The organism is Methylorubrum sp. GM97 (genome assembly GCF_024347855.1).
In the GTDB taxonomy this organism is placed as follows: Bacteria; Pseudomonadota; Alphaproteobacteria; order Rhizobiales; family Beijerinckiaceae; genus Methylobacterium; species Methylobacterium extorquens.
In genome coordinates, this window is record NZ_AP025942.1 from 3,741,079 (window position 1) to 3,757,813 (window position 16,735).

Consider the following 16,735-nt stretch of genomic DNA (forward strand, 5'->3'; position numbering starts at 1 on the left):
GCCCGATCGAATCGAAGGCAGGGCGGAGAAGGGGCGGAGGATGGTCCTGGCGCTAAGGTCCGCTACCTGTCTGCGTCCGGCCAAGCCGGCGCCGCCCGATCCACGACGGGGCAGGGCGTCCGGCGCAGGCCCACATCGCTCTTTCAAGGCGTTGGATGACCGTTCCCCGATCCTCCGCCCCGACCGTCCTCGTGGTGATGGGCGTCTCGGGCTCCGGCAAGAGCACGGTGGCCGCGCTGCTGGCCGAGCGGCTCGGCTGGACCTTCGCCGACGGCGACGATTTCCACACGCCCGAGAGCATTGCCCGGATGCGGGACGGGCACCCGCTCGACGACGCGGCGCGTCAGCCCTGGCTTGGCCGCATCCGCGCCTGGATCGACGCGCGAATCGCGGCCAGAGAGAACGCCGTGGTCGCCTGCTCGGCCCTCAAGCGGGCCTACCGCCGCGCCCTGATCGGCGATCCCCAGCGGGTGCGCATCGTCTTTCTCGAAGGGAGCCGGACGGTCATCCAGGATCGGATCCGGGCACGGCACGGCCATTTCATGCCGGCCTCGCTCCTCGACAGCCAGTTCGCCGCCCTCGAACCACCCGGCCCGGAGGAAGACCCGATCACCGTCGGCATCGAGGAGGGGCCCGACGCCATCGTCGCGGCGGTCGCCACCCGTCTCGACATCCCCGCGGGCGACATCTGCGCATAGGAGAGAGCATGGCCATCGCCCTCGTCGTCTCAGACGTCGACGGAACGCTCGTCACCGACGACAAGCGGCTCACGCCGGCTGCGATCGAGGCGGTGCGGCGGCTCGGCTCTGCCGGGATCGGCTTCACCCTGGCCTCCAGCCGCCCGCCGGTCGGCCTGCGCCATCTCGCCGAGGCGCTCGACCTGCGGCTGCCGCTGGGCGCCTTCAACGGCAGCACCGTCTGTGCGCCCGACCTCCGGCCGATCTCGGAGCGGCTGATCCCCGAATCGGTCGCCCGCGAGGCGGCCGCGCGCCTCGACGCGGCCGGGATCGACCTCTGGGTGTTCGCGGACGGCGCCTGGAACCTGCGCGACGACCAAGCCCCCTATACCGACCTTGAGCGCCGCACCTTGCAGACGGAGCCGAGCGTCGTGCCGGACCTGTCGCCGCTGCTCGGCCGGGCGGCCAAGATCGTCGGCGTGAGCCGCGATCATGCCGGGCTCGCGCGGCTGGAAGAGGCGCTCGCGGCGGAGCTGGAGGGGCGGGCCGCCGTGCATTGCTCGCAGCCCTACTACCTCGACGTGACGCCGCCCGGCATCGACAAGGGCAGCTTCGTCGCCGATCTCGGCCGGCAGCTCGGCATCCCGCGGCAGCGAATCGCCACGCTGGGCGATGCGGCCAACGACATCGCCCTGTTCCGGGAGAGCGGATTGTCGATCGCCATGGGCAACGCCGCCCCCGCGGTCCGGCAGGCGGCCTCCGCGGTGACCTCAGGCAACAACGAGGACGGTTTCGCCCGCGCGATCAACCGGTTCGTGTTCGGCGACGCCTGAAATCGGCACCCGCCGCCGGGCGGAGGGCTGTGCCCCATCTGCGACAGGGCCGGCGCCACGGGCCTCGGCATCCGCAGGGATTTGCCCGGACTCCACGTTCCCGCCTCATTTGGCCCCGACCCAGGAGAAACAAACTGAGCCGTAACGAGTGACCCTCGCCCGGCTCCCGCGGCACCCGCCCTCTCTCGAGAGCCGGGCGCCGGCCAACGGGAGATGGAGCGCGGCACCGAAAACGACCGGGTCCCCCATGCGTCTTGTCCTCGCCGCCCTTCTTGCCGCCGCCCCGGCGTCGGCCTTCGCCCAGGAGGCGGCACGGGACAACATCGATGCGCTGATCGCCGAGCAGGCCCGGGCCAACAAGGTGCCCGAGGCGTTCGTCCATCGCGTCGTCAAGCGGGAGAGCAACTACAACGCCCGCGCCAAGGGCGGCTCGGCGCTCGGCCTGATGCAGATCAAGCACGCCACCGCCCGCGGCCTCGGCTATACCGGCGACGCGGCCGGGCTCTACAATCCCGAGATCAACCTGAAATACGGCATCGCCTATCTCGCCGGCGCCTACCGCGCCGCCAAGGGCGACCTGGAGCAGGCCTACCGCTACTACAATCGCGGCTACTACTACGCCGCCAAGCGCCTCGGCATCGACGCCACCCCGCCGGATGACGCGGGCACGACGACCGTCGCCACCGCCACGCCGCCCGCCGGTGCGAATGCCCGGTCCGCGAACGGCTTCGACGGCATGTTCGCCCTGCGCGGCAGCACGCCCGCCGTGGGTGCCCAGCAGGCGCTGGCCTACGCCGCGCCGGGCCCCGGCCCGACCGACGCCGTCGAGGTGCCGCTGCCGCCGCGCCGCCCGACCGCACTCTCCGCCGAGCCCGTGCAGGTGGCGAGCCTCGCGCAGCCCAGCGCTGCACAGCCGCAGGCCCAGATCCCGGCGCAGGCCGCTCCCCAGCAAGCCGCCGCCCCGCAGGCTGCGGCAGTGCAGGCGATGGCCGCCGCGGACGCCGTCGAGGTGCCGCTGCCGCCGCGCCGCCCCTCCGAGACCGTGCTCGCGGCGATCCCGCGTCCGACGATCGCCATCGCGGCGCGCAAGCCCGCCGAACCCGCCCCGATCCGGGAGGCCTCGGCCGCTCCGGTCACGCCCTGAGGCGATGGCCTGTCCATAGAGAAATCGGCACTCTAGCCAGTCGCCGTTCCTGCGGTTATACAGCCCGCCTCGAATCTCCGTTACTCAACGCGGTGCCATCGGCGATCCTCAGACATGAGGATGCCTTGGGCGCCCTTTTTGCCTGAGGTACACTCCCATGGCCGTTCCGAAGCGAAAGACCTCCCCCTCCCGCCGCGGCATGCGCCGCTCCGCCGACGCCCTCAAGGCCCCGACCTATGTCGAGGACAAGGACTCGGGCGAACTGCGCCGTCCGCACCACATCGACCTGAAGACCGGCATGTACCGCGGCCGTCAGGTTCTGAAGGTGAAGTCCGCCGAGGCGTAAGGCGACCGCCTAAGCGCCGACCGCCCTTCTCGGGCTGCGGCGGCGCAGCGGGTGTCCTGCCAGCGATGTGAAGAACCGGCCGTCAGGCCCGTTTTGCGAAGGCCGCATTCCGCGCGTAGAGCGCGGTTGCGGCCTTCGTGCGTTCGAGGCGTGCGGGACGCAAGGCTGGGTCGGCGCTGACGATCAGTTGGGTCAGAAAGCCCGCCATCGGGCGGCGCCCCCGGATGCGGGGACCGGCGTCGCTGGGCGTTTCGGCAACGAGGGCGCGCGAGGACGAGTCCGGACGGACGACATGGTCCTGATCGGCACAATCGGTCTCGAAACGGTCCATTCGCGTCAAACCTCCGGCCTCGCACGCGTTCTCGTGCAAAGCCGGGGCCGACGTTAACCGGATCTTAACGATCTGTCTCGCGCTGCCGGAGCATCATCCCGAACGGTGGCTGCCGGCTTTCGGAAAAAGATGATGCTCTGGGCGTAAAAGAGGGCGCGGGTTCGCCCTCTCGCCGACGTCGTCCGGCCGGACGCGCGGCAATCGTCCTTCGGGACGAGGCCCTACTTGCGCGCCAGCGATTCGAGGCGGGCCTGCATCTCGGCCATCTGCTTCTTCAACTCGTCGAGGTCGGCCGGGCCGCTGACGGCGGGCGTGGGAGCCGAGGCGGGGGGCGCGGCGGGTATCGTTCCCGGCGGCGGTCCGCCGGGGCCGAAGCCGCCGGTGAACATCTTCATCGCATCGCCGAAGAAGGTCATGTTGGCCCGCACCTGCTCCTGCAGCGCCTGCTGGAAGGCGGAGGGGCCGAAGCTCTGGGCCATCTTCTCGCGAAGGCCATCCTGATCCTTGGCGAAGTTGGCCATGGAGAATTCGAGGAAGCTCGGCACCATTGTGCGCATGCTGTCGCCGTAGAAGCGGATCAGCTGCCGCAGGAAGGCCACCGGCAGCAGATTGTCGTCGCCGGCCTTGTTCTCCTGCTCGAAGATGATCTGCGTCAGCACCGAGCGGGTGATGTCGTCGCCCGAGCGTGCGTCGTAGACGATGAAGTCTTCGCCGTTCTGCACCATCGTCGCGAGGTCTTCGAGCGTGACGTAGGTGGAGGTGCCGGTGTGATAGAGCCGGCGATTGGCGTACTTCTTGATGACGGTCTGATGCGCCCTGCCGTTCTCGGCCATCGTTGCGACACCTCCCGCTTCGCTCATGAGTCTGCGCAAAGCTCAACGCTCCGACATGATCGGCTGCCCGCCTGCGCAGGCCGGGCTCTACATTCGTCGGAACCAACCTTAAGGCTTTCGCGGCGCGGCGAAAACAGCAATTTATCCCTGTCCCCGTAGAATCCGGCGCATGCGAGCGCGGTCGTCTATGCGACGTTCCGCCCATGTTGTCCGTAAGCACGCTTGACTTCGCGAGGTGTGCGCTCTTCATCCGGTGAACGGCAGGTCGCGCGCCAGACATTCTGGTCTACCAAATATCGCGCCGCCGAATGAGGAGAACGTCACGATGGCAGCCAGTGAAGATATCGTCATTGTCGGTGCGGCGCGTACGCCCGTCGGATCGTTCGCCGGTGCCTTCGGTTCCGTGCCGGCCCACGAACTCGGCGCCACGGCGATCAAGGCCGCACTGGAGCGCGCAGGCGTTTCGCCGGACGACGTGGACGAGGTGATCTTCGGCCAGGTGCTCACCGCTGCCGCCGGGCAGAACCCGGCCCGTCAGGCCGCCATCGCCGCGGGCATCCCCGAGAAGGCGACCGCCTGGGGCCTCAATCAGGTCTGCGGCTCGGGCCTGCGCACCGTCGCGGTCGGCATGCAGCAGATCGCCAACGGCGACGCCAAGGTGATCGTGGCCGGCGGCCAGGAATCGATGTCGCTCAGCCCGCACGCCCAGTATCTGCGCGGCGGCCAGAAGATGGGCGATCTCAAGCTCGTCGACACCATGATCAAGGACGGCCTGTGGGACGCCTTCAACGGCTACCACATGGGCCAGACCGCCGAGAACGTCGCCCAGGCCTTCCAGCTCACCCGCGAACAGCAGGACCAGTTCGCGGTCCGCTCGCAGAACAAGGCCGAGGCCGCCCGCAAGGAAGGCCGCTTCAAGGAAGAGATCGTCCCCGTCACCGTGAAGGGCCGCAAGGGCGACACGGTCGTCGACACCGACGAGTACATCCGTGACGGCGCCACCGTCGAGGCGATGGCCAAGCTCAAGCCCGCCTTCGCCAAGGACGGCACCGTGACCGCGGCCAACGCCTCAGGCCTCAACGACGGCGCCGCCGCGCTGGTGCTGATGTCGGCCTCCGAGGCCGAGCGCCGGGGCATCACGCCGCTCGCCCGGATCGTGTCCTGGGCGACCGCGGGCGTCGATCCCAAGGTGATGGGCACGGGCCCGATCCCGGCCTCGCGCAAGGCCCTGGAGAAGGCCGGCTGGAAGCCCGCCGACCTCGACCTGATCGAGGCGAACGAGGCTTTCGCCGCCCAGGCGCTGGCCGTGAACAAGGACATGGGCTGGGACGACGAGAAGGTGAACGTCAATGGCGGCGCCATCGCCATCGGCCACCCGATCGGTGCCTCCGGCGCCCGCGTTCTCATCACCCTGTTGCACGAGCTGAAGCGCCGCGACGCTAAGAAGGGCCTCGCCACGCTCTGCATCGGCGGCGGCATGGGTGTCGCCATGTGTGTCGAGCGGGTCTGAGCGACCGGCTTCGGGAAGGGCGCGGGGAAGGGCGCGCGGCGCCCTTCCCACACCAAAACTCAAGCTGAATTTGACGAAATCAGCTTGAGGGTTTGTGAAATTTAAATGCGATGCGGGCTCGCGGTCGCCCGGATACACAGGCGGGGATGACGCGCGGCGCCCCGCTCCCGCGAAGGCGGTGACAGGATCGTTGCCCTGTCCGCCGCACGCCTAGCGGGTATTTCGCGAACCGTCTTAACAACAACCCGATACGGGATCACGGAGGAAACTATGGCTCAGGAACGCGTCGCCCTCGTCACGGGCGGAACGCGCGGCATCGGCGCCGCGATCTCCAAGCGCCTGAAGGACAAGGGTTACAAGGTCGCCGCCAATTACGGCGGAAACGACGAGGCGGCCAACGCCTTCAAGGCCGAGACCGGCATCCCGGTGTTCAAGTTCGACGTCGGTGATCTCGCGAGCTGCGAGGCCGGCATCAAGGCGATCGAGGCCGAACTCGGTCCGATCGACATCCTCGTGAACAACGCCGGCATCACCCGCGACGGCGCCTTCCACAAGATGACCTTCGAGAAGTGGCAGGCGGTGATCCGCACCAACCTCGACTCGATGTTCACCTGCACCCGTCCGCTGATCGAGGGAATGCGCTCGCGCAATTTCGGGCGCATCATCATCATCTCGTCGATCAACGGCCAGAAGGGCCAGGCCGGCCAGACCAACTACTCCGCGGCCAAGGCCGGCGTGATCGGCTTCGCCAAGGCGCTGGCGCAGGAGAGCGCCTCGAAGGGCGTCACCGTGAACGTGGTGGCCCCCGGCTACATCGCCACCGAGATGGTGATGGCGGTGCCGGAAGACATCCGTAACAAGATCATCTCGACGATCCCGACCGGCCGCCTCGGTGAGGCCGACGAGATCGCCCACGCGGTCGAGTACCTCGCCAGCGACGAGGCCGGCTTCGTTAACGGCTCGACCCTCACCATCAACGGCGGTCAGCACTTCGTCTGATCTAAGGCTCTCGCGCCGCGCCTTCCGAAGGCCGCCGGTCCGCTCGACGGGCCGGCGGCCTTCGCCGTTTCCCGAGCAACGTGCTCGCCTGCCCGAAAAATATACTTTATGCCGCCTTCCGAACCTCCCCCGATCGCTCCTTCGATGAACCGGCTGTGCTGCGCCTTGCGCTGATCCTGCGGCGGAACCTGCCTCGGCTGGCCGGCTTCGCGACCATCCCGCTGATCCGAGCGGTGTTCCTGCTCGCGCGGATGCTCGGCACCGACCGGGCGAGTGCGGCCGGCGGCCGGCTCGTTCGCCTCATCGGCCCGTTCCTGCCCTCGCACCGCACGGCGATGGACAACCTCCGCGCGGCCTATCCGAAGGAGGACGAGCGGCGATTGCGGGCGATCGCGCTGGAGGCATGGGACAATCTCGGGCGCACCGGCGCCGAATACGCCCATCTCGACACGATCTTCGATTACGACCCGGAGAACCTCGCGACCCAGCGCATGGAAGTGCGCGGGCTCGAGCAATTCTTCGCGATCCGCGACGACGGCCAGCCGGGGCTGATCTTCTCAGCCCACCTCGCCAACTGGGAACTGCCCGCGATCTGCGCGGAGAAGTTCGGGCTCGAGACCACCGCGGTGTTCCGCCCGCCGAACAATCCGGCCGCCGCCCAGCTCGTGCAGGAAGTCCGCCGCAAGACCATGGGAGGGCTTGCCGCCTCCGGCCCCGGCGCCGTCTTCGCGATGCAGGGCGTGGTGGAGCGCGGCGGCCATCTCGGCCAGCTCATCGACCAGCACTTCACCCGCGGTGTCGTGGTGACGTTCTTCGGCCGGCCGGTGCTGGTCAACCCGCTGCTCGGCAAGCTCGCCCGGCACCACGACTGCCCGGTCCACGGCGCGCGGGTGGTGCGCAAGGGCGGCGGGCGCTTCCTGCTCGAACTGACGCCGCCGCTCGATCTGCCCCGCGGCCCGGACGGGCTGATCGAGGTTCAGGGCGCGATGCAGGCGATGACGCGCGTGATCGAGGGATGGGTGCGCGAGCATCCCGGCCAGTGGCTGTGGATGCACCGCCGCTGGCGGCCCAAGATGCTGCCGAAGGGAACGCTTCCGGTGCAGCCCGCCGGGGAAGCGCAGAGCACCTGATCCCGGCGGACGGCGGATTCACAAGAAATCAGTCGGCCCACTCACCGCGGCGCATCACCGGCAAAGCCTCGCCGGATGCGGTGATCCCGTCCACGTCGATCTCGGCCGAGCCGATCATCCAGTCGATATGGATCAGGCTGCGGTTGGCGCCGCGCTCGGCGAGATCCGACTCGCTCAGACCGTCGCCGCCGTTGCGGAAGCACTTCGAGTAGGCCTGCCCCAGGGCAATGTGGCTCGCGGCGTTCTCGTCGTAGAGCGTGTTGTAGAACAACAGGCCCGAGGCCGAGATCGCCGAGGAGGCGGGCACCAGAGCCACCTCGCCGAGGCGGGCGGCGCCCTCGTCGGTGTCGAGCACCTTGGCGAGCACGTCGCTGCCGGTGCGCGCGTTCGCCTCGACGATGCGCCCCTCGGCGAAGCGCACGCGGATGTCGTCGATCAGGGTGCCCTGGTAGGAGAGCGGCTTGGTGCTGGCGACGTAGCCCTCCACCCGCGCCCGGTGGGGCGTGGTGAACACCTCCTCGGTCGGGATGTTGGCGTTGCAGACGATGCCGTTCTTGGCCGTCGTGGCGCCGCCGCACCATTCGTGATCATCGGCGAGTCCCACGGTCAGGTCCGTGCCGGGGCCGCGGAAGCGCAGGGCGGAGAAGCGGGCGCCATTGAGCCGCTCGGTGCGGCGGGCGAGATCGCGATTATGCGTGCCCCAGGCCGCGACGGGGTCGGGCCCGTCGATGCGCGAGGCGGAAAAGACCGCGTCCCACAGGCGCGCGACCGCCTCGTCCTCGGGCAGGTCGGGGAAGACCGTGCGCGCCCAGGGCTTGGTCGCGGCCGAGACGATGGTCCAGTTGGTGGAGAAGCCGGCGATCAGTTCCAGCGCCGGCACGTAGGCCTGTGAGCGCGAACGGTTGGCGCGGGCGACCTTGGACGGGTCCTGACCCGCCAGCAGGGACGGGTCGTCGCCCGAGATGGCGAGCCGGGCTGCTCCGCTCCGGTAGGCGTCGGCCATGCCGGCATAGAGCCAGCCGGCGGCCCGGTCGAACGCCTCATCGGGCGCGTGGGTGAAGCGGGCGAGCGTTGCGGCGTCGTCCGCGTAGAAGGTGGTGACCAGCGAAGCGCCGGCCTTGTAGGCCTGCTCGGTGATGGCGCGGGCCAGCGGCACCGCTTCGAGCGGCGCCGTCATCACCAGTTCCTGGCCCGCTTTCAGCCCGAGGCCGACCCGCACGGCGACTTCCGCCAGCCGGTCGAGGCGCTCGGTGAAGGGGAGGGCGGCCGTGCCCGGCGTCTGGCTCATGGAAGGGGTTCTCCAGGCTGTCACGCCGCGCGCCGTCTTCCCGGCCCGGAACCGATCCCGTCAGACCGATCCGCGGCTCAGGCCGCGCGCGACCACGTGATGTCACCCAGATTTTCGCGGAAGGCAAAGCGCAGGAGGTGGTCGGAGACCACATTCTCCAGCCGTGTTAGGCCGGCCGGGTCGGGCGTGGCCACCTGCATGACCAGGGCGTCGGGGCTGGCCTCGAAGGTGCAGATCCGATCCTCGCCGAACGGAACCCGACCCTTGTCGCCGCTCTCTTCGACCGGGAACTTATGGCTCCAGTGGCGGCAGAGCTGCTTCAGGTAGCGACTGGCTTCCGCGGTCGGCACCCGGGCCTGTGAAACGGGCATCAATGGTCTCCTTCAAAGTCGGTGCGGACGGGACGGCTCGGAACGCGTGCCCCAGGATGCAAGCCGGATGACTCGCTCCATCGCCCGTCGCTGCAGCGCGTCACCTTCCAGGGGAAGCGCACCGCACTGCGGTATGTGGAACGAGCGCCTAAAATCGTCATGCGACGAAACCGAGGCGGATCGCTCCGCCACCGGTGCCGGTAGAGGGCGATTGTCGGGTCGCAAGGGTTAACGATCTCATCATCCGGGCATCATTCCGGTTGCGCGCAAGGCTGATTCCCGGCCCTGTGACCCGGATCATGCAGCCATCTTGTGCGTTGCACAACAACCCGCGGAGGCCGGCGCGCGTTCCCGCGTGCGCCCCATCACACTCGCTTTCAGACCGGGAGAGCCGGCGGCGGATCGTCCGAGAGGGCCACCACCTTGCCCGGATTGAGCCCATCGTGCGGGTCGAGGGCGGCCTTCAACCGCCGCATCAAGTCGAGGCCGACGGGGTCGGCGGTGCGGGCGAGTTCGTCGCGCTTGATCAAGCCGATGCCGTGCTCGGCGGCGATCGAGCCGTCCATGCGCTCGACGATGCCGTGAACGATGGCGTTGAAGCGGCCCCACTGGCTCAGGAACTCCGCCTTCTCCATGCCGACCGGCTGGGTCAGATTGAAGTGGATGTTGCCGTCGCCGAAATGCCCGAACGGGCAGGGGCGCAGGCCCGGCATCGCCGCCTCGCAGGCGGCACTCGCCTCGTCCAGGAAGTCGGCGAGGCGCGAGAGCGGCAGCGAGACGTCGTGCTTGATCGAGCCGCCCTCCGCCTTCTGCACCTCGGGCAGCAACTCGCGCAGGCGCCACAGGGCGGCGTCCTGCGCCGCGCTGCCGCCGATCACCGCATCCTCCACCTCTCCCGCCTCCATCGCCTCGGCGAGCAAGGCTTCCATCTCGGCGCGGGTGTCGGAGCCGGGCCGGGGCGAGGACAGCTCCACCAGGGCGTAGGCGGCATGGGAGCCGGAGAGCGGCGGACGCACGTCGATGCCGTGTCTCAGCACCATCTCAAGCCCGAAGCGGGGCATGTACTCGAAGGCCGTCAGCCCCCGGTCGGCGCCGGCCCGGAGCCGCGCGAACAGGGCGAGCGCTGACCGCGCCGAGGCGAGGCCGACGAAGCCGACGCAGGTGGAGAGGGGCTTGGGGTACAGCTTCAGGGTCGCGGCGGTGATGATGCCGAGCGTGCCTTCCGAGCCGACGAACAGGTGTTTGAGGTCGTAGCCCGCATTGTTCTTGCGCAGCGCCTTGAGCCCGTTCCAGATCTGTCCGTCGGCGAGCACGACTTCGAGCCCGAGCACGAGGTCGCGGGCATTGCCGTAGGCCAGCACCGCCAGGCCCCCGGCATTGGTGGCGAGGCCGCCGCCGATCCGCGCCGTGCCCTCCGCCGCCCAGGAGAGCGGGAACAGCATCCCCGCCGCGTCGGCCGCGGCCTGGACGTCGGCGAGGATCATGCCGGCTTCCACCGTCATGCTGGCGCCAAGGGGATCGATCGCGCGCAGCCGGTCGAGGCGGTTGAGCGACAGCACGATCCCGCCGAAGGGCACGCCGCCGCCGACGAGGCCGGTATTGCCACCCTGCGCCACCACCGGCACCCGTGCCTCGGCGCAGGTTCGCACGGTGAAGGCGACGTCCTCGGTCGTGCCCGGCGCCACGACGGCCAGCGCATGGCCGCGGTAGAGCCCGCGCGACTCGACGAGATGCGGCGCGAGATCGGCCGGATCGGTGCGCACGTGCCGAAGGCCGAGCCGCTCGGAGAGCGTGGCCAGCAGGCGATCGTGGGAGAGGGGTGCGGTCATCGATGGAGGGCGGAGGCGGGGACGAACGAAGCGTCGCCTTCCTCAGATAGGCCGGGGGAACGGCATTTGCACCGAGGGCCGAGGATGGCGGAACGGGGATCCCGGGAAATGGCACACACCGGGCGCTTGCGGGTTTTCCCTTTGCAGCGGATCGCCGCCCGATCCGACCGTGTTTTCCGTCCCACCGAAGACGAGGCTTGAGGCGCCATGCTGTCCGTGATTCCGAACCCGCCGCGCACGGCGCTGCTGATCCACGGCAGTTCCGACCTGTTTCCCGTGCGCCGGGTCTATTGCGTGGGCCGCAACTACCGGGCCCATGCCCGCGAGATGGGCGCCGACGAGCGCGACCCGCCCTTCTTCTTCCTCAAGCCGGCCGACACAGTCCAGATCGTGCCCGAGGGCGTGACGGTCGAGCATCCCTATCCGCCCCGCACCGAAAACTACCATTTCGAGGTGGAGCTGGTGGCCGCCCTCGGCCGGGGCGGGCGCGACATCCCGGTGGAGACCGCCGGGCCCCATGTCTACGGCTACGCGGTCGGCCTCGACATGACCCGGCGCGACCTTCAGGACGAGGCCAAGCGGCAGGCTCGGCCTTGGGAGCTCGGCAAGGCGGCGGATTTCTCCGCCCCCATCGGCGCCCTGCGGCCGGCGGGTGTCATCGGCCATCCTCGCTCCGGCGCGATCACGCTGGCCGTCGATGGCGCCGAGCGCCAGCGGGGCGACCTTTCCGAGATGATCTGGTCGGTGCCGGAGCAGGTCGCGCTGCTCTCGACCTATTTCGAGCTGCATCCCGGCGACCTGATCCTCACCGGCACGCCCTCGGGCGTCGGGGCGGTGCAACGCGGCCAGACCATGAGCGCGCGGATCGAGGGCGTGGGCGCGATCGCGCTCAGGGTCGTGTGAGCGAGCCGGGGCGCGACGGGCGAAGCGCCTGCGTCTACAAGGCGGGCATGATCCCGAATCTCGACCGCCCCTGGCTCCACCGCTTGTCCCTGCGGGTCGCATTGTTCACGCGCGGCATGACGCTGGGCGTCCGCGGCGTCGCCATCGACGGGCAGGGGCGGGTCTGCCTCGTGCGCCATACCTATGTCGCCGGCTGGCACCTGCCGGGTGGCGGAATCGATCCGGGCGAGAGCGGCCCCACCGCGATGGCCCGCGAGTTCCGGGAAGAAGCCGAGATCGTGGTGTCGCCGGATGCCCCGCTGCAGTTGCACGGCTTCTTCCTGAACCCCGGCGCGCAGCGACGCGACCACATCGCCGTCTACATCGTCCCGGCCTTCACGGTGACGGGCCCGAAGCGACCGGACCGCGAGATCGCCGAGGCCGGCTTCTTCCCCCTCGATGCCCTACCGGCCGACACCACCCGCGCCACCCGCGCCCGTCTCGACGAGATCCGCGGCAGCCAGCCTCCGGCCGAGCTTTGGTGAGCCGCGCAAAAAAATCGACCTTGGCGCTTGCATCCCCGGCCGGGATAGTGTTTACCAGCGCCACCGACGGACGCGCCCACGGCGCCGGACGGACGGACAAGAGAGCGGGTGTAGCTCAGGGGTAGAGCACAACCTTGCCAAGGTTGGGGTCGAGGGTTCGAATCCCTTCGCCCGCTCCAGTTTCCTCAAAAGAACTGACCGACCTACGAAAAGCCGCCGCAAGGCGGCTTTCGTCGTTTCGGGCCTGTCGTATGACGCAGCCGCAGCCGCAGCGTTAACGATCTGTTAGCCAAACAATTCCTAACATCCGGCTGGCGCAGGAAGGCCGGGCATGCTCGAACATCGTAGAACGCGCGCGGTCGAGCGTTCCCTCGCCACGGCCGCGACACACTGGGCTTCGGGCCGCTTGACCGGAGCGGTCGCTGACGCCTTCCGCGCCATGGGGAGGCGCGGGGTCGATGCGAGCTGCGCCGCTTGATCCGACACCCGAGGCGGACAGCCTCCTGTCGCCCGCTGCTCGGGGCGAGCTTCCCGTGCAGGCGACCCTGCGCCGGCTAGAGCAGGAATTCGCACGGACCCTCGACACCGCCCCACAGATCATTCCTCAGGCAGCCTCGGAGACAGAGGGCGCGGCCGATCCGATCTACGTCACCCGACCGTTCCTGCCGCCGTTCGAAGAGTTCGAGCCGCTGCTGCGGCAGATCTGGCAGACGCGGATCCTGACCAATGGCGGCCCGTTCCACCAGGAGCTGGAAGCACGCCTGAGCGACCATCTCGGCGTGCCGCAGGTCGCCCTGTTCAACAACGCGACAACCGCGCTGATCATGGCCCTACGGGCGCTCGACCTCACGGGCGAGGTGATCACGACGCCCTATTCCTTCGTCGCGACCTCGCACGCCCTGCTCTGGAGCGGGCTCACCCCCGTCTTCGTCGACATCGACCCGGTGACCCTCAACCTTGATCCCGCCCGGATCGAAGCCGCGATCACCCCGCGCACCAGCGCGATCCTGCCGGTCCATTGCTACGGCCAGCCCTGCGACGTCGAGGCGATCGCGGGCATCGCCGCCCGGCATGGGCTCAAGGTGATCTACGACGCCGCCCACGCCTTCGGCGTGCGCCATCGCGGACAAAGCGTGCTGAACCACGGCGACCTGTCGGTCCTGAGCTTCCACGCCACCAAGGTGTTCAACACCTTCGAGGGCGGCGCCATCGTCTGCGCCGATGAGGCGATGAAGGACCGGATCGACAAGCTCAAGAACTTCGGCTTCGAAGACGAAACGTCGGTGATCGAAACGGGCCTGAACGGGAAGATGAGCGAGCTGAATGCGGCGCTCGGCCTCGTCCAGCTTCGGCACATCGGCACGGTGCTGGCGCGGCGGCAGGCGATCGATGCGGCCTACCGGCAGGGTTTGCGGGGCATTCCCGGCATTCGCTGCCTGGACTTCGCCGGGGACGGCGCGGCCAACTACGCCTATTTCCCGATCTTGGTCGGCCCCGATTATCCGATCGGGCGCGACGCGCTCTACGACGCGCTCAAGCGCGACGGCATCCATCCGCGGCGCTACTTCTATCCCCTGATCTCCGACCACGCGATGTACCGGACGCTGCCGAGCGCCCGGCGGGAGGATCTGCCCGTGGCGGCCATGGCGGCAGACCAGGTGCTGTGCCTGCCGATCTATCCCGACCTCGATCCCGCCATCGTGGCCCGGATCGTCCGGCGGATCGCCCTGCCATGACCATGCCCGCCACGGTCGCGATCACTCGGCGGCACCTCCGTCGGGTCCGAAGTCTCTCCGGCCTCGGTGATCCGCAGGGGTAAGGAGGCGCGCGCAAGCGACGCCGGCCGGACCCGCTGCGTCTCGGCTCGCTTCAACAGGGTGATCGGCACCGATCAGCCCACGCCGGCGAGGCGCTTCTCGATCCGCGTCACCTGCATCGGGTACCAGCGGCTTCCCCGTGCCGAGGGAATGCCCAAGGCGTTGAGGGCGTTGGCGACCTGCTCCAGCGTGAGCGCGCCCGCGGCGCGGATCTCGCTGAGGATCGGCGCCACCTCCTCCGCCCGCTCACGGCTCCGCAGCAGGGTCTCGCCCCGCCCCAGATTCTCCGCCAGAGGGCGTGGGTCGGCGAGGGATGGGATGGCCCTGTCGGCGGGCGCCCGCGCGCGGCGCTCGTCGGTGAAGCGGGTATAGAACGCGCGGCGGCGGGCCAGCGTCTCGGGGGTGCGGCGCACCCCGAGCCGGTCCTCGGCCTCCGCCACCGCGGCCATGATGCCGAGGGTCGCCTCGCTGACCTCCGGGCTGTCGGCGACGGCGAAGTGCAGGTCCAGGCGGCGCAAATCACGGCTCAGAGCGCGCAGGAACCCTGGATCCTGACCGGAAGCCCCGAGTCCCACCATGAGAAGCGTCGCGCCGTGGCGGCGGCACAGGGCCAGCGCCTCGCGCAGAGCCGGCTGCTCCATACAAGAATCGTCGGGCCCCCGCTCGATGCACTCGGCAGCGAGCCGGCCACGCCCTGCGAGGTGGCGGTCGATCGCGGCGCGCTGCGATGCCAGGGCGGTCTCCGGCGCCCCCTGTCCCAAAAGGGCGGGACGGAGATAGGAAACAAAGCGGTCTGAGGACATTTGCGGTCGGCCGGTCGCACGTCTTGGAGCGAGCACGGAGCCGGTGCAACGCCTCGCGGGTTCGCCCCGGTGGCGGCGCCGTTCCGAAACAAGCCCCGATAAGGGAACCCGGTTGTGGACGACAGCTACGATGCCATCAATATGAACAAAGCTTCCGATGAGGCGGCCGTCTCCGTCGTGCTCGGTTTGGGCGGCACGATTCGAATCGGCGCGAGCGCGCTCACGGTGTCCGACCTGACGGTGATGTTCGACGCGATCACGCGGACCGGCTCGGTGCAGGGCTTCGCCGACGCCCTCGGCCTGTCCTATCGCGCGGCCTGGGCGCGCCTCCAGGCCTACGAGACGGCGCTCGGCCGGCCCCTGGTGCGCAAGACACGTGGGCACGGCACCGCCCTGACGGAGTTCGGGGCCGCCTTGGCGGGCGCCTTCACCGCCGCCTCGGCGGCCTTGGAGGCCAGCCTCGGCCGCGAAACCCGCGCCGTCGAGCATCGCCTGCGCCATCTCATGAGCGGCGGGGCCGGAGCACTGACACTGGCCGCGAGCCACGATCCGTTGCTGGTCGAGGTCCTGACCGAGGTCATGAGCGGAGAACCGGGTGCAGAGACGGGTGTCGAACTCTCCGTGACGGGCAGCAGCGCGGCGGTGCAGCGCCTCCTTGAGGGCGGAGCCGATGCGGCGGGCTTCCATTGCGGGGCTCTCGCGCCGGAAGCGGCGGGCGCTCCGTTCTCCGCGATCAATGCCGGTGCCGGCCTCGTGCTGCACCCCCTGTTCGAGCGCGAGCAAGGCCTGCTGCTGGCCCCCGGCAACCCGCGCGGCATCCGCACGCTGGCCGACCTGACCGCGCCCGGCCTGCGCTACGTCAACCGCCAGAAGGGATCGGGCACGCGGGACTGGTTCGACCGCATGCTGGCGCAGGCCGGCCTGCCGGCTGGCGCGATCCACGGCTACACGGTCGAGGAATTCACCCATCAGGCGGTCGCGGCGGTCATCGCCTGCGGCGCGGCGGATGCGGGACTCGGCGTACGGGCGGCGGCCGACCGGCTCGGCCTCGATTTCCTCTCGGTCGGCTGGGAGACCTATTATCTCGCCGCCAGCCGCTCCCTCGCCAGCCCGGCGCTCGACGCCCTCGTCGCCGCGGCGAGAGGGCGCGCGAGCCGCACCCCCGGCTACCGCGCCGCCGCGGATCTTTGAAGGGCAACGGGGCGTTCCACAGTCAAGTCATTGGCCTCCGTCCTATCGTCGGAAGGTAGATTTCGCCAGCATCCAACGGTGAGATGTAAATTACCATAAGTAAAAAATATTTACATTTACGAAACAGCCTCGCGACGGACACCGCATTGTCGGGAACCGCACCGAAGGCGCCCCCCGGCTTACATGTCGATCGGCTGGCCACTAGT

General features: G+C 69.4%; 17 protein-coding genes and 1 tRNA gene. 12 read left to right on the forward strand and 6 right to left on the reverse strand.

Going from position 1 to position 16,735, the window contains the following annotated elements:
* Positions 1–155 precede the first annotated feature (155 nt).
* From MSPGM_RS17350 to rpmF, 4 genes are all read left to right on the forward strand, one after another.
* Positions 156–698, forward strand: coding sequence for a gluconokinase (locus MSPGM_RS17350; protein WP_003601728.1), 543 nt, complete (start codon positions 156–158; stop codon positions 696–698).
* 8 nt (positions 699–706) lie between these two features.
* Positions 707–1,510 (forward strand): Cof-type HAD-IIB family hydrolase, encoded by an 804-nt coding sequence (locus MSPGM_RS17355; RefSeq protein ID WP_003601730.1) that lies wholly within the window; start codon positions 707–709, stop codon positions 1,508–1,510.
* A 247-nt stretch (positions 1,511–1,757) separates the two neighbouring features.
* Complete coding sequence (locus MSPGM_RS17360) at positions 1,758–2,654, forward strand: transglycosylase SLT domain-containing protein (RefSeq protein WP_012753334.1); 897 nt, start codon at positions 1,758–1,760, stop codon at positions 2,652–2,654.
* A gap of 157 nt (positions 2,655–2,811) precedes the next feature.
* Positions 2,812–3,000 (forward strand): 50S ribosomal protein L32, encoded by a 189-nt coding sequence (gene rpmF, locus MSPGM_RS17365; RefSeq protein WP_003601373.1) that lies wholly within the window; start codon positions 2,812–2,814, stop codon positions 2,998–3,000.
* Between the two features lie 82 nt (positions 3,001–3,082).
* On the opposite strand, the gene MSPGM_RS17370 is transcribed toward rpmF, so the two are convergent.
* Together MSPGM_RS17370 and phaR are read right to left on the reverse strand one after the other, a co-directional pair.
* Entirely contained in the window at positions 3,083–3,331 is a 249-nt protein-coding gene (locus tag MSPGM_RS17370; RefSeq protein WP_003601368.1) for a hypothetical protein, read from the reverse strand.
* Between the two features lie 221 nt (positions 3,332–3,552).
* Entirely contained in the window at positions 3,553–4,164 is a 612-nt protein-coding gene (phaR, locus tag MSPGM_RS17375) for a polyhydroxyalkanoate synthesis repressor PhaR (protein WP_003601366.1), read from the reverse strand.
* Positions 4,165–4,489: 325 nt separating this feature from the next.
* Here phaR and MSPGM_RS17380 point away from each other — a divergent pair, with 325 nt between their 5' ends.
* The 3 genes from MSPGM_RS17380 (at position 4,490) to MSPGM_RS17390 (ending at position 7,803) form a co-directional block, all read left to right on the forward strand.
* Positions 4,490–5,674 (forward strand): acetyl-CoA C-acetyltransferase, encoded by a 1,185-nt coding sequence (locus MSPGM_RS17380; protein ID WP_003601364.1) that lies wholly within the window; start codon positions 4,490–4,492, stop codon positions 5,672–5,674.
* A 270-nt stretch (positions 5,675–5,944) separates the two neighbouring features.
* Positions 5,945–6,673: an acetoacetyl-CoA reductase gene (gene phbB / locus MSPGM_RS17385; protein ID WP_003601361.1), complete on the forward strand. Its 729-nt coding sequence runs from the start codon at positions 5,945–5,947 to the stop codon at positions 6,671–6,673.
* 155 nt (positions 6,674–6,828) lie between these two features.
* Positions 6,829–7,803, forward strand: a complete 975-nt coding sequence (locus tag MSPGM_RS17390) for a lipid A biosynthesis lauroyl acyltransferase (protein WP_012753335.1) — start codon at positions 6,829–6,831, stop codon at positions 7,801–7,803.
* A 28-nt stretch (positions 7,804–7,831) separates the two neighbouring features.
* On the opposite strand, the gene MSPGM_RS17395 is transcribed toward MSPGM_RS17390, so the two are convergent.
* The 3 genes from MSPGM_RS17395 to MSPGM_RS17405 form a co-directional block, all read right to left on the reverse strand.
* On the reverse strand, positions 7,832–9,091 hold the full coding sequence (locus MSPGM_RS17395; protein WP_003601357.1) for an aminopeptidase: 1,260 nt from the start codon (positions 9,089–9,091) through the stop codon (positions 7,832–7,834).
* A gap of 77 nt (positions 9,092–9,168) precedes the next feature.
* Positions 9,169–9,462: a DUF2218 domain-containing protein gene (locus MSPGM_RS17400; protein ID WP_003601356.1), complete on the reverse strand. Its 294-nt coding sequence runs from the start codon at positions 9,460–9,462 to the stop codon at positions 9,169–9,171.
* A 377-nt stretch (positions 9,463–9,839) separates the two neighbouring features.
* Positions 9,840–11,291: an FAD-binding oxidoreductase gene (locus MSPGM_RS17405; protein WP_003601355.1), complete on the reverse strand. Its 1,452-nt coding sequence runs from the start codon at positions 11,289–11,291 to the stop codon at positions 9,840–9,842.
* 207 nt (positions 11,292–11,498) lie between these two features.
* On the opposite strand from MSPGM_RS17405, the gene MSPGM_RS17410 reads away from it, so the two are divergent.
* The 4 genes from MSPGM_RS17410 to MSPGM_RS17425 all read left to right on the forward strand — a co-directional run bounded on the left by MSPGM_RS17410 (position 11,499) and on the right by MSPGM_RS17425 (position 14,454).
* Positions 11,499–12,194 (forward strand): fumarylacetoacetate hydrolase family protein, encoded by a 696-nt coding sequence (locus MSPGM_RS17410; RefSeq protein WP_003601354.1) that lies wholly within the window; start codon positions 11,499–11,501, stop codon positions 12,192–12,194.
* A gap of 47 nt (positions 12,195–12,241) precedes the next feature.
* A complete protein-coding gene (locus MSPGM_RS17415; protein ID WP_190273130.1) occupies positions 12,242–12,718 on the forward strand; it encodes an NUDIX domain-containing protein in 477 nt (158 codons plus the stop codon).
* Between the two features lie 104 nt (positions 12,719–12,822).
* Positions 12,823–12,897, forward strand: a tRNA-Gly gene (locus tag MSPGM_RS17420).
* A gap of 279 nt (positions 12,898–13,176) precedes the next feature.
* On the forward strand, positions 13,177–14,454 hold the full coding sequence (locus MSPGM_RS17425; protein ID WP_003601352.1) for a DegT/DnrJ/EryC1/StrS family aminotransferase: 1,278 nt from the start codon (positions 13,177–13,179) through the stop codon (positions 14,452–14,454).
* 155 nt (positions 14,455–14,609) lie between these two features.
* Here MSPGM_RS17425 and MSPGM_RS17430 read toward each other — a convergent pair whose 3' ends face one another.
* Positions 14,610–15,338, reverse strand: coding sequence for a recombinase family protein (locus MSPGM_RS17430; RefSeq protein WP_003601351.1), 729 nt, complete (start codon positions 15,336–15,338; stop codon positions 14,610–14,612).
* A gap of 141 nt (positions 15,339–15,479) precedes the next feature.
* On the opposite strand from MSPGM_RS17430, the gene MSPGM_RS17435 reads away from it, so the two are divergent.
* Positions 15,480–16,529, forward strand: a complete 1,050-nt coding sequence (locus tag MSPGM_RS17435; RefSeq protein ID WP_190273129.1) for a substrate-binding domain-containing protein — start codon at positions 15,480–15,482, stop codon at positions 16,527–16,529.
* Positions 16,530–16,735: the final 206 nt, after the last annotated feature.

Coding starts and splice junctions, on each gene's coding strand:
- MSPGM_RS17350 (WP_003601728.1), top strand. CDS start 156: ATGACCGTTCCCCGATCCTCCGCCCCGACCGTCCTCGTGGTGATGGGC.
- MSPGM_RS17355 (WP_003601730.1), top strand. CDS start 707: ATGGCCATCGCCCTCGTCGTCTCAGACGTCGACGGAACGCTCGTCACC.
- MSPGM_RS17360 (WP_012753334.1), top strand. CDS start 1,758: ATGCGTCTTGTCCTCGCCGCCCTTCTTGCCGCCGCCCCGGCGTCGGCC.
- rpmF (WP_003601373.1), top strand. CDS start 2,812: ATGGCCGTTCCGAAGCGAAAGACCTCCCCCTCCCGCCGCGGCATGCGC.
- MSPGM_RS17370 (WP_003601368.1), bottom strand. CDS start 3,331: ATGGACCGTTTCGAGACCGATTGTGCCGATCAGGACCATGTCGTCCGT.
- phaR (WP_003601366.1), bottom strand. CDS start 4,164: ATGGCCGAGAACGGCAGGGCGCATCAGACCGTCATCAAGAAGTACGCC.
- MSPGM_RS17380 (WP_003601364.1), top strand. CDS start 4,490: ATGGCAGCCAGTGAAGATATCGTCATTGTCGGTGCGGCGCGTACGCCC.
- phbB (WP_003601361.1), top strand. CDS start 5,945: ATGGCTCAGGAACGCGTCGCCCTCGTCACGGGCGGAACGCGCGGCATC.
- MSPGM_RS17395 (WP_003601357.1), bottom strand. CDS start 9,091: ATGAGCCAGACGCCGGGCACGGCCGCCCTCCCCTTCACCGAGCGCCTC.
- MSPGM_RS17400 (WP_003601356.1), bottom strand. CDS start 9,462: ATGCCCGTTTCACAGGCCCGGGTGCCGACCGCGGAAGCCAGTCGCTAC.
- MSPGM_RS17405 (WP_003601355.1), bottom strand. CDS start 11,291: ATGACCGCACCCCTCTCCCACGATCGCCTGCTGGCCACGCTCTCCGAG.
- MSPGM_RS17410 (WP_003601354.1), top strand. CDS start 11,499: ATGCTGTCCGTGATTCCGAACCCGCCGCGCACGGCGCTGCTGATCCAC.
- MSPGM_RS17415 (WP_190273130.1), top strand. CDS start 12,242: ATGATCCCGAATCTCGACCGCCCCTGGCTCCACCGCTTGTCCCTGCGG.
- MSPGM_RS17425 (WP_003601352.1), top strand. CDS start 13,177: ATGCGAGCTGCGCCGCTTGATCCGACACCCGAGGCGGACAGCCTCCTG.
- MSPGM_RS17430 (WP_003601351.1), bottom strand. CDS start 15,338: ATGTCCTCAGACCGCTTTGTTTCCTATCTCCGTCCCGCCCTTTTGGGA.
- MSPGM_RS17435 (WP_190273129.1), top strand. CDS start 15,480: ATGAACAAAGCTTCCGATGAGGCGGCCGTCTCCGTCGTGCTCGGTTTG.